Origin of the sequence: Pseudomonas sp. HMSC063H08, assembly GCF_001813645.1 — a bacterium.
Lineage (GTDB): Bacteria > Pseudomonadota > Gammaproteobacteria > Pseudomonadales > Pseudomonadaceae > Pseudomonas > Pseudomonas aeruginosa.
The window spans coordinates 1-356 of record NZ_KV813403.1; the positions used below are offsets into that span (position 1 = coordinate 1).

Genomic DNA, 356 nt, shown 5'->3' on the forward strand with positions numbered 1-356 from the left:
TTCGCGCGACTCGGCGCGCTGCGGCGTTACCTGGAAACGGTGAAGGTTCGCGTGGCGATGGACCTGTTGAGCGAGCTCGACGCCGAGGACAAGGTGATCCTGTTCTGCGAGTTCAAGCCGACCGTGGCTGCGCTGAAGGAACTCTGCGAGCAGGCCGGGCTCGGCTGCGTCACGCTGGTGGGCAATGACTCGCTCACCAAGCGGCAGAAGGCGATCGATCGCTTCCAGCAGGATCCCGACTGCCGAGTGTTCATCTGCACTACGGCGGCCGCAGGGACGGGCAACAACCTCACTGCGGCGAACTACGTGTTTTTCCTCGGCCTGCCCTGGACTCCCGGTCAGCAGGAACAAGCCGA

The 356-nt window shown here is 64.0% G+C and carries 1 protein-coding gene; it reads left to right on the forward strand.

Annotated elements, in window-relative coordinates; all coding sequences use genetic code 11:
* The coding region (locus HMPREF2924_RS08785; RefSeq protein WP_141765528.1) for a C-terminal helicase domain-containing protein at window positions 1-356 on the forward strand (356 nt) is incomplete at both ends.